Genomic DNA, 10,508 nt, shown 5'->3' on the forward strand with positions numbered 1-10,508 from the left:
TTTAGGAATAAATTGAAATCGGATGGATCTTCCAAATATCATCTGCATATTCCTTAATAGTTCGGTCGCTTGAAAAGCCGCCTGATAAAGCAATATTCATAATGGACTTTTCAAGCCATTTGTCCTTTTCAATATAGGCTGCTTCAACCCGCTCATGTGCTTCAGCATAGGAAGAGAAATCACGAAGGACAAAATATTCATCATTATGGGTCAGCAATGAATCAAAAACAGGCTCGAATTCGCCTTCTGTCTCGTGAAAATAACTGTTCATCAGCTGATCAATGACCTGGCGAAGACGGATATCATGATGATAGTACTCAGCTGCCCGATAGCCGCCGTTTTCATAGTAGTTCAATACCTCTTCAGCGGTAAGACCAAAGGTAAAGATATTTTCTTTCCCGACTGCCTCAAGAATTTCAATATTGGCGCCATCAAGCGTTCCTATTGTAAGAGCACCATTCATCATAAACTTCATATTACCGGTCCCTGAAGCTTCCTTGCTCGCTGTGGATATTTGTTCACTTACATCTGCTGCCGGAAAAATATATTCAGCAAGAGAAACCCGGTAGTTTTCCATAAAGACGACCTTCATCATTTTTGACAGTTTTGGATCATTATTTACTTTATCAGCAAGAGAGTTAATAAGTTTAATGATTTTTTTTGCATAATAATAACCTGGGAAAGCTTTTGCACCGAAAATAAAGGTTCTTGGATAAATACTGAAATTGGAATCCTCCTTAAGGCGATTCGCAAGATACATAATATGAAGCACATTCAGCAGCTGCCGTTTGTATGCATGAAGCCTTTTTACCTGGACATCAAATATAGAGGTTTCGTCAATTTTTAAACCTGTTTGTTTAAAAATTTTATCCGCTAATATTTGTTTGCGTGTATGTTTTACAGCTGACAGCTTCTCTTTGAAAGCGGGATCATAAGCAAATCTTGTAAGCTCAGACAATTGAACAGGATTTCTGATCCAGCTGTCACCCGCTGCCTCTGTAATAAGTCCTGAGAGCTCTGGGTTTGCTTTCAAAAGCCATCTTCTGTGAGTAATTCCATTCGTTTTATTGTTAAATTTTTCGGGCTCAAAATCATAAAACAGCTTCATTTCACGATGCTTTAAAATTTCGGAATGAATCTTTGCAACTCCATTGGTGCTGTGGCTTCCTGCAATGGCCAGGTGAGCCATCTTTACAACATCGTGGGCAATTATGGCCATTTGCTCAATTCTGCCCCAATCTCCAGGGTATCGGTTCCATAATGCTTCGCAAAAGCGTTTGTTTATTTCTTCAATAATCATGAAAATTCGGGGGAGCAGCGCTTTAAATAAATAGACAGGCCATTTTTCAAGTGCTTCTGAAAGGGTAGTGTGATTGGTATAAGAAAAAGTGTGAGTAGTTATATGCCATGCTTCATCCCAGCCCATGCCTTCCTGGTCAAGCAGGATTCTCATAAGCTCCGGTATAGCCAGTACAGGATGAGTGTCATTTACATGAATGGCAACGTGTTCGTGGAAATCCCTGACACTGCCTTTGTTATCACGGTGTGAAGAGATAATGTTCTGAAGACTTGCAGAAACTAAAAAATATTGCTGCTTTAACCGAAGGAGCTTTCCTTCGTCGTGAGTATCATCAGGATAAAGATATTCCGATACTGCTTCTGTATCACGTTTATACTTAATCAAATCTGTCGTAGGAGAAGTGGTGTGAGATGGCTCTGCACTCCATAGCCTCAATGTGTTCACCGTTTGGTTAAGATAACCGATTACTGGCATATCATAAGGCACTGCACTAATGTTTTCGGAATGAACATGCCTGAATTGTGTGCGGCCAGCTTCTTCCCTTACATCAATATATCCCCAGAAAGCAACTTCAACTGATTGATCCGGCTTTCTTACCTCCCAAACATTCCCATGGCGAAGCCATTGTTCAGGGTATTCTACCTGATATCCATCGACAATTTTTTGATCAAACAGGCCGTGTTTATAACGAATGCCGCATCCATTACCAGGCAAATCGAGAGAAGCCATGGAGTCAAGGAAACAGGCGGCAAGCCGCCCCAATCCTCCGTTTCCAAGACCCGCATCAGATTCTGCTTCTTCAATCTCACTCAGCTGAATACCAAGCTCTCCCAATCCTTCCTGGACTACTTCCCTGATACCAAGATTAATTAAATTCTGTCCAAGCATTCTGCCAAGAAGAAATTCAATGGAAAAATAGTAAACTTGCTTATTATTTGCCGTTCTGTTCATTTCGTTCGTCTTTATCCAATTGGAACTGATATGTTCTCTTACCATCAGTCCGAGCGTGTTGTACTGATCTCTGCTGGTGGACTCCCTAAAAGTTTTACCATACATCATTTCAAGGCGTTTTAAAAAACTTCTTTGAAAGGTTTCCTTACTCGAGAACACGGCTCCCACTCCCCGCAATCAAACCAGCATACAGCTGATTATATTGTAATGCAGACTGCTTCCAGCTGTAATCCTTTGACATGGCTCTTCTAACAAGCTTCTCCCAGAGTTTCTGTTCATCCATATAAAAAGCAACAGCACGTTCAATCGTATTTTTCATATCGTGTGCATTGAAGTTGGTAAAGCTGAATCCATTTCCTTCTCCAGTTGCTTCGTTATAAGATTGCACCGTGTCACTTAACCCTCCTGTTTCTCTCACGATCGGAAGAGTTCCGTACCTGAGAGCTATCAGTTGCCCGAGACCGCATGGTTCAAATTTTGACGGCATCAAAAACAAATCAGATCCTGCATAAATTCTATGAGCGAGCTTCTCATCAAAACCTATGTATGCTTTAAATTTATCAGAATGGGAGGATTCCATATACCTAAAATAATTTTCAAATTCCACTTCGCCTGTACCAAGAATAATCCATTGAACATTCATTTCCATCATTTCATCCAGTACACGTTTGACTAGATCAAGGCCTTTTTGGCTTGTCAGACGGGTAATCATAGAAATGATTGGAATGTCCAGATTCTCTTCCAGACCAAACTCTCTTTGCAGCGCAAGTTTGTTTTCTTTCTTTCCTTCAAGAGATTGTGCATCAAAAGGGACGCTTAGACTGGAATCAGCTGCAGGATTATAAATATCAGCATCAATCCCGTTCAAGATTCCAACCACTGAATCTCCTTTATATTCAAGAAGGCCTTCAAGACGTTCGCCGTAATAAGCTGTCCGGATTTCATCTTTGTATGTTGGACTTACTGTAGTAATAACATCAGAAGCACCAATCGCTGCCTTCATAAAATTCACGTTTCCGTAGAATTCAAGTTTATCTGCAGTAAATGCTTCATAGCCCAGATTCAGGAGCTCAAATAAAACTTCCTCAGGAAAAATCCCCTGAAACTGCAAATTATGAATGGTAAATACCGTTCTGATTCCCTGGTAAAATTCATGCTGCATGTATTGCTCCTTCAAAAGGAAATTCGCCATGCCAGTATGCCAGTCGTGGCAATGAAGGGCATCCGGCTTGAAATCAATCACCGGCAGAACATCCAGCACCGCCCTTGAAAAGAAAGCAAAACGTTCTCCATCATCAAAATGTCCATATAAACTATCTCTTTTAAAATAATACTCATTATCAAGGAAGTAGAAGGTAACACCGTCGTGTTCAAGCACTTCAATACCGCAGAACTGTTCTCTCCAGCCGACATGGACGGTAATCTCTCCGATTTTTTCCATGCCGCTTTTATATTCATCAGAAATTTGTCCGTACTTTGGCATTATGACCCGGACATCTTCCCCAAGACGTTTCAATTCCTTGGGGAGGGCGCCTGCAACGTCCGCTAATCCCCCGGACTTTACAAATGGGACACATTCAGAGACAGCGAATAAGACTTTCACGAGTTCATCAGAGCTCCCTGAACTGATCCTTTTTGAAGAACCTTTGGCGCGTCTTCCGTTCCAATGATTTCTATCCCATTTCCAATTTTAACGTCTTTATCTAAGATCACATTTTCTAATTTGCAGTCCTGCCCAATATGTGTTTTTTGCATTACGATGCAATTTTTTAGCACAGTGCCTTTTTCAATGTGAACAGCTCTGAAGAAAATGCAGTTTTCAACGTGGCCTTCAATTCTGCTGCCATTTGCAATCATGGAGTTTTTCACAAAGGAATCTTTATAATACTGCGTTGGCGGCTCATCCTTTACTTTTGTAAGAATTGGCGCTGACTTAAGGAATAACTCATTCCATACTCTTGGCTTTAGCAATTCCATGCTGATTTTAAAATAGCTTTGAATAGAATCCACAACAGCAGCGTAGCCTTCATGTTCATATGTGCAAATATTCATTTCGTTTCTGCCATTCGTAATGGCTTCCTGCAGTGTACGGTAACCATTATTTTGATAACTCTCCATAAGTTCCATGAGCTTTTTCCTGGAAAGAATATACATTTGAAGGCTCTGTTCATCCTTCATTATTTCTGTAATGTCGCAGCCAATATCAATATGGCGCTTTAAAACAAGCTCATAGTCAATGTTGCAGATTGTGTTGCAGCTTGTGATAACAGCATATTCCTGTTTGCTTCTATGAAAATAGTCGATATGGTCAGTGAATTGGCGGAATGAGCCAAACTCATTATATTCTTCATGAAGATTCTGGGATGGAAAGAAAAACAGACCGTCTCTTTTCCGATTCAAATCCCATTCTTTTCCTGAACCAAGATGGTCCATTAAAGAGCGGTATTGGTGTTTAGGGAAGATAGCGACACTTTCTATCCCTGAATTTACCATACTGGATAAAATGAAATCGATTAATCTGTATCGTCCGCCAAATGGGACAGCGGCAAGTGACCTATTATATGTTAATTCTTCAATCTCTGGTTTTTGAATCGTCGCATCTATAATTCCGAGCATGCTCATCTTCATGTCTATTCCACCTTCCGAATCATTTATTAAGGCTCATTTTTTTAAAACTTTGCTGCATGTCATCTCTATTAATGAATTTACAGCCTTGATTAAATACTGAAAGATTGTTTTACATACTCCTGTGTAACAAGCAATACTTCATCAGCATTTTCGGATTTAATTACTGTACCATCAGGTATTTCCATGTCTTCGGGCACGATCGCGTTCTCTATGTAGACGTTCTTACCTACGGTGGCACAAGGCATAATGACCGATTTTTTTATCGTCGAATTTTTGCCGATTGTTACTCCTTGGAAAAGCACTGAGTTGAAAACATTACCATGAACAATACAGCCTTCATTAACAAAGGATTCGGTAACTTCGGCTGAATCCGAAATAAATTGCGGCGGCTGATTCGGGTTAACAGAGTAAACTCTCCAGTCATAATCAAAAAGATTCAAAGTGGAATTGGAGTCTAGAAGATCCATATTTGCTTCCCAGAGCCCTTTAACCGTTCCTACATCTTTCCAATAACCTTTAAATGGATAAGCTACAACTTTTTTATGTTCCTCCAGCAGCAATGGAATGATATCTTTACCGAAATCATTGCTTGAGTATGGGTTGCGGTCATCCATTTCCAAGTAATCTTCCAAAACGGAATATTTGAAAATGTAAATTCCCATAGATGCAAGATTATTTTTTGGATTCTGAGGCTTCTCTTCGAATTCAAGAATATCCATGTTTTCATCAGTGTTCATAATTCCAAAGCGGCTTGCTTCATCCCAAGGAACCTCAATGACAGAAATAGAAACGTCAGCATCCTTTTCAATATGATAATCAAGCATTTTGCCGTAATCCATTTTATAAATGTGATCTCCGGATAAAATCAATACATATTCAGGCTCGTATTGTTTCAAATAGTTTAGGTTTTGATAGATCGCACTTGCTGTACCTTTATACCATTTCACTTCAGAAGATTCTGCGTATGGAGGCAATACGGTAACTCCTCCGTTTTTGCGGTCAAGATCCCAGGCACTTCCGATACCGATGTAAGAATGGAGAACAAGAGGCTGATACTGTGTCAAAACACCCACTGTATCCATTCCTGAGTTGGTACAGTTGCTTAGTGTAAAATCGATGATGCGATATTTTCCTCCAAAAGGAACAGCCGGTTTTGCCAAATTTTTCGTTAAAGAGCTTAGACGGCTACCTTTTCCCCCTGCCAGGAGCATCGCTACGCAATTCTTTCTCATTTTTCATTTCCCCTCTCTTTTTAATTGCTCTTAAAATACTGATGCCCATAGGCGGAATTGTCATGGAAATAGAATAGCTTTTACCATGTATTTCTCCTAGTACAGCTTTTAATTCTTTTTTATTGATTTGTCCAGAACCGCCGAAGTCTACATGGTCACTATTCAGGATCTCTTTATACCTTGTATCAATAGGAACCCCAATTTGATAATCATGATAGACTTCAGCTGTAAAGTTGCACACGATGATAAGCAGTTCGTTTGGAGTCGAACCTTTACGGATAAAAGAAAAAATGCTTTGCTCCGAGTTATCGGCATCAATCCATTCAAATCCTTCTGGCTCGTGATCCAGTTCATAAAGAGGCCGCTGTTTTTTATAGATATTGAGCAGTTCTTTAAAATATATCCGGACTTTTTGATGCATTTCGAACTCATCAAGTATCCAATCCAGCTTTTCAAGGTCTTTCCACTCATCAAATTGCCCGAACTCCCCTCCCATAAAAAGGAGTTTTTTTCCAGGATGAGCGATCATGTAGCCGTAAAGAAGTCTGAGCTGAGCGAATTTTTGCCAGTAATCGCCAGGCATTTTATTCAGCAGCGACTTTTTCCCGTGAACCACTTCATCATGGGATAAAGGCAAAATAAAATTTTCACTGAATGTATAAACAAGAGAAAAAGTTATCTTATTATGAAGGTACTTTCTTTCATGGGGGTGTGCTTCCATATAAGTGAGCACATCGTTCATCCAGCCCATGTTCCATTTATAGTTGAAACCAAGCCCTCCGTCGTATGTAGGACCCGTAACCAAGGGCCAGTCGGTTGAATCTTCGGCTATCATTAAAGTTGCAGGATCTTTAGCAAATACAACTTCATTTAGCTTTTGAAGGAATTTTACGGCGAAAGGATTTTCGAAATAGTCCTCGTTGTTAGGCCAATAGAGCATGTTTGCCACTGCATCTATTCTAAAACCATCAATGTGGAAATATTCCAACCAAAAAAGTGCATTGGAAATAAGAAAACTTTGCACTTCTGTTTTTCCCAAATCAAAATTAGCAGTTCCCCAAACCAAATTTTCCCTGTCTTTGTAATTTGAGTACTCATAAGCAGGCTGGCCATCAAACATATAAAGGCCATGTGCATCTTTACAGAAGTGTCCTGGAACCCAATCCATAATCACTCCTATGTCGTTTTGGTGGCACTCGTCAATGAATGCCATTAATTCATGAGGGGTGCCGTACCTGCTTGTAGCTGAGTAGTATCCTGTACCTTGATATCCCCAGGAACGATCATAGGGATGTTCCACTAAAGGAAGTAATTCTATGTGAGAAAAGCCATGGTCTTTAATATATGGGATTAGCTGCTCAGCCATCTCTTGATATGAATAAAGGCTTCCATCCTCTTTCTTATTCCAAGTACCCAAATGCAGTTCATAAATAAACATAGGACGGTTAAAAATTGTTTGTTTTGTTCTTTTTTTTCTCCATTTCAGGTCGTTCCATTGATATCCTTCCATGTTATAAACTATGGATGATGTGCTAGGTCTTTCTTCTGAGAAAAATGCGTACGGATCAGATTTTAGCAATACCTCCCCTGAAACAGTGAGAATCTCATATTTATACAGGTCTCCTTCTTTTAATTCCTCTAAGAAACCTGACCAGATTCCCTGATCACTTACTTTCTGGAGCGGATGGCTTTTTCCGTTCCAATTATTAAAATCACCTGCTACTCTTACTTCTTTAGCATTCGGAGCCCAAACACAAAACTCTGTGCCGCAGACACCATCTACTTCCTTTATATGAGCCCCAAATTGCTCATAGCTGTTAAAGTAGTTTCCTTCGTGGAAAAGATGTATCTGCAAATCTGTTGGGCATAAGAGAATCATCATGTTCACCCTTTCAATACAAATTGACGTATATATCGACTTTATTCAAGGCTAAAGTCGGAAATCCTCTTTTATAAGATATTTAATTTTTGACACATTTTTACACAACTAATAACAAAATTTTTAAACAATTTTCTTTGAAATAATGAATTGGAAATAAAGCATTTCATTGAAATAGGAGTCTTAAAGGCTTTGAGCAATTTCAGTTTGCTTTTGAATGAGGAGAAAGATAAGAAATGAAAGAGAGAGATTATATTAACATAACATAGAATTCGACATTATGTCGAAACTTAATGGGGGGGTTTTAAGTAAATAAAAAACCGCTGCTGTTAAAAGCAACGGTTCTTATAATATAAATATGACCCCTACGGGATTCGAACCCGTGTTACCGCCGTGAAAGGGCGGTGTCTTAACCGCTTGACCAAGGGGCCTTGAAATGTAAAAGGTTGACTGGCGGAGAAGGAGGGATTTGAACCCTCGCGCCGCTTACGCGACCTACACCCTTAGCAGGGGCGCCTCTTCAGCCACTTGAGTACTTCCCCAGTAAATTACTGTAAAAATAAAAAATGGCTCCGCAGGCAGGACTCGAACCTGCGACCGATCGGTTAACAGCCGATAGCTCTACCACTGAGCTACTGCGGAATAATGGTGGGCCTGAATGGACTCGAACCATCGACCTCACGCTTATCAGGCGTGCGCTCTAACCAGCTGAGCTACAGGCCCATAAATATGGGTTATATTTGGAGCGGGTGATGGGAATCGAACCCACGACATCAGCTTGGAAGGCTGAGGTTTTACCATTAAACTACACCCGCAGTGTAAATGGGGCGATTGATGGGAATCGAACCCACGAATACCAGAGCCACAATCTGGCGTGTTAACCACTTCACCACAACCGCCACATAATTCTTAAAAATAATGGTGGCTCGGGACGGAATCGAACCGCCGACACATGGATTTTCAGTCCATTGCTCTACCGACTGAGCTACCGAGCCATATAAAATGTTTGATACTATTAAGTTCCTTCTTGCTGGCAATCCCCAAATCTCAGGATGTTTAGCCAAGCAACAGCTCGATTTGTGCGCTGAAGCATCGCTTCGCAGCTTATTCGAACGTGCTCTACCGACTGAGCTACCGATCAATTATGTTTCGGCTTCCACTAAGCTTCGAATCTATTCATCAGCTCCTTCGATCGCATCCTCATGTATTACTTATACGCTGCGGTGCTCACTCAGTCGCTTCCCCGACCTTATCGCTTATTGAAACCCTCTTACATTGTATTAAGTTTTATATGTATAGAAGAAAATATAAATGGCGGTCCCGACCGGGATCGAACCGGCGATCTCCTGCGTGACAGGCAGGCATGTTAACCGCTACACCACGGGACCAATTGGTTGCGGGGACAGGATTTGAACCTGCGACCTTCGGGTTATGAGCCCGACGAGCTACCGGACTGCTCCACCCCGCGACAATAATAAGTATTTAGTTTTTCTATGCACATAGAGAGCATGACTGTCCTCACCTAAGGAAGCCAAAGCAAGATGCGGCTCAGTGAGTACAACTCGAAGATTTTTCGCAGAAGCAGCGCTCGTTGCTCCACCCCGCAATAATATTAAGCATTTATAAAATTATGGAGGAGGAAGAGGGATTCGAACCCCCGCGGGCTTTGACACCCCTGTCGGTTTTCAAGACCGATCCCTTCAGCCAGACTTGGGTATTCCTCCATGGCAGTAGTATAAGTGGTGGACCTTGTAGGACTCGAACCTACGACCGGACGGTTATGAGCCGTCTGCTCTAACCAACTGAGCTAAAGGTCCAATATGGTAGCGGCGGAGGGAGTCGAACCCACGACCTCACGGGTATGAACCGTACGCTCTAGCCAGCTGAGCTACACCGCCATATTGTTAAGTATTAATATGAATGGTGGAGCCTAGCGGGATCGAACCGCTGACCTCCTGCGTGCAAAGCAGGCGCTCTCCCAGCTGAGCTAAGGCCCCATTCTAATATGTAAGTGGTCGGGAAGACAGGATTCGAACCTGCGACCCCTTGGTCCCAAACCAAGTGCTCTACCAAGCTGAGCTACTTCCCGATATTCTTATGTAATACAAGAATAAATTGGCGCGCCCGAGAGGAGTCGAACCCCTAACCTTTTGATCCGTAGTCAAACGCTCTATCCAATTGAGCTACGGGCGCATATGAAATTAAGTCTAAGTGCCGAGGACCGGAATCGAACCGGTACGGTAGTCACCTACCGCAGGATTTTAAGTCCTGTGCGTCTGCCAGTTCCGCCACCCCGGCTTGAGTTGGAGCGGAAGACGGGATTCGAACCCGCGACCCCCACCTTGGCAAGGTGGTGTTCTACCACTGAACTACTTCCGCAAATGAAAATGGTGCGGGTGAAGGGACTTGAACCCCCACGCCGTAAGGCGCCAGATCCTAAGTCTGGTGCGTCTGCCAATTCCGCCACACCCGCATATGAAAATGGTGAGCCATGAAGGACTCGAACCTTCGACCCTCT

At 41.8% G+C, this 10,508-nt stretch carries 5 protein-coding genes and 18 tRNA genes; all 23 read right to left on the reverse strand.

The genetic code is table 11. The features are described 5' to 3' along the window. Nucleotide 1 precedes the first annotated feature (1 nt). A complete protein-coding gene (locus ACOT8F_RS19820; RefSeq protein ID WP_421653664.1) occupies nucleotides 2–2,410 on the reverse strand; it encodes a glycogen/starch/alpha-glucan phosphorylase in 2,409 nt (802 codons plus the stop codon). Next, nucleotides 2,397–3,854 carry a glycogen synthase GlgA gene (gene glgA, locus ACOT8F_RS19825; RefSeq protein WP_421653665.1) on the reverse strand — a complete coding sequence of 486 codons (1,458 nt, stop codon included), beginning with the start codon at nucleotides 3,852–3,854 and terminating at the stop codon, nucleotides 2,397–2,399. The genes ACOT8F_RS19820 and glgA overlap by 14 nt, the downstream gene beginning before the upstream one ends. Then, nucleotides 3,851–4,879 (reverse strand): GlgC family sugar phosphate nucleotidyltransferase, encoded by a 1,029-nt coding sequence (locus ACOT8F_RS19830; protein ID WP_421653666.1) that lies wholly within the window; start codon nucleotides 4,877–4,879, stop codon nucleotides 3,851–3,853. The genes glgA and ACOT8F_RS19830 overlap by 4 nt, the downstream gene beginning before the upstream one ends. A gap of 89 nt (nucleotides 4,880–4,968) precedes the next feature. Continuing rightward, complete coding sequence (locus tag ACOT8F_RS19835; protein ID WP_421653667.1) at nucleotides 4,969–6,111, reverse strand: glucose-1-phosphate adenylyltransferase; 1,143 nt, start codon at nucleotides 6,109–6,111, stop codon at nucleotides 4,969–4,971. Next, on the reverse strand, nucleotides 6,065–7,990 hold the full coding sequence (glgB, locus tag ACOT8F_RS19840; RefSeq protein WP_421653670.1) for a 1,4-alpha-glucan branching enzyme: 1,926 nt from the start codon (nucleotides 7,988–7,990) through the stop codon (nucleotides 6,065–6,067). The genes ACOT8F_RS19835 and glgB overlap by 47 nt, the downstream gene beginning before the upstream one ends. A gap of 359 nt (nucleotides 7,991–8,349) precedes the next feature. After that, nucleotides 8,350–8,421 (reverse strand) — tRNA-Glu (locus tag ACOT8F_RS19845). 20 nt (nucleotides 8,422–8,441) lie between these two features. Beyond that, nucleotides 8,442–8,532 (reverse strand) — tRNA-Ser (locus ACOT8F_RS19850). 25 nt (nucleotides 8,533–8,557) lie between these two features. Next, nucleotides 8,558–8,632 (reverse strand) — tRNA-Asn (locus ACOT8F_RS19855). A 4-nt stretch (nucleotides 8,633–8,636) separates the two neighbouring features. After that, a tRNA-Ile gene (locus ACOT8F_RS19860) sits at nucleotides 8,637–8,713 on the reverse strand. Between the two features lie 18 nt (nucleotides 8,714–8,731). Continuing rightward, a tRNA-Gly gene (locus ACOT8F_RS19865) sits at nucleotides 8,732–8,805 on the reverse strand. A gap of 8 nt (nucleotides 8,806–8,813) precedes the next feature. After that, nucleotides 8,814–8,889: transfer RNA gene (locus ACOT8F_RS19870), tRNA-His, on the reverse strand. A gap of 20 nt (nucleotides 8,890–8,909) precedes the next feature. After that, a tRNA-Phe gene (locus ACOT8F_RS19875) sits at nucleotides 8,910–8,985 on the reverse strand. A 317-nt stretch (nucleotides 8,986–9,302) separates the two neighbouring features. Then, a tRNA-Asp gene (locus ACOT8F_RS19880) sits at nucleotides 9,303–9,378 on the reverse strand. 3 nt (nucleotides 9,379–9,381) lie between these two features. Beyond that, nucleotides 9,382–9,458: transfer RNA gene (locus tag ACOT8F_RS19885), tRNA-Met, on the reverse strand. 163 nt (nucleotides 9,459–9,621) lie between these two features. Further along, nucleotides 9,622–9,714: transfer RNA gene (locus ACOT8F_RS19890), tRNA-Ser, on the reverse strand. 16 nt (nucleotides 9,715–9,730) lie between these two features. Further along, nucleotides 9,731–9,807, reverse strand: a tRNA-Ile gene (locus tag ACOT8F_RS19895). 4 nt (nucleotides 9,808–9,811) lie between these two features. Further along, a tRNA-Met gene (locus ACOT8F_RS19900) sits at nucleotides 9,812–9,888 on the reverse strand. Nucleotides 9,889–9,911: 23 nt separating this feature from the next. Next, nucleotides 9,912–9,987 (reverse strand) — tRNA-Ala (locus tag ACOT8F_RS19905). 15 nt (nucleotides 9,988–10,002) lie between these two features. Next, nucleotides 10,003–10,079: transfer RNA gene (locus ACOT8F_RS19910), tRNA-Pro, on the reverse strand. 27 nt (nucleotides 10,080–10,106) lie between these two features. Next, a tRNA-Arg gene (locus ACOT8F_RS19915) sits at nucleotides 10,107–10,183 on the reverse strand. 19 nt (nucleotides 10,184–10,202) lie between these two features. Beyond that, nucleotides 10,203–10,288 (reverse strand) — tRNA-Leu (locus tag ACOT8F_RS19920). A 6-nt stretch (nucleotides 10,289–10,294) separates the two neighbouring features. After that, nucleotides 10,295–10,369: transfer RNA gene (locus ACOT8F_RS19925), tRNA-Gly, on the reverse strand. 9 nt (nucleotides 10,370–10,378) lie between these two features. After that, nucleotides 10,379–10,463: transfer RNA gene (locus ACOT8F_RS19930), tRNA-Leu, on the reverse strand. Nucleotides 10,464–10,508: the final 45 nt, after the last annotated feature.

Origin of the sequence: Chryseobacillus diguaensis (assembly GCF_049220665.1) — a bacterium.
Classification (GTDB): domain Bacteria; phylum Bacillota; class Bacilli; order Bacillales; family Bacillaceae; genus Metabacillus_B.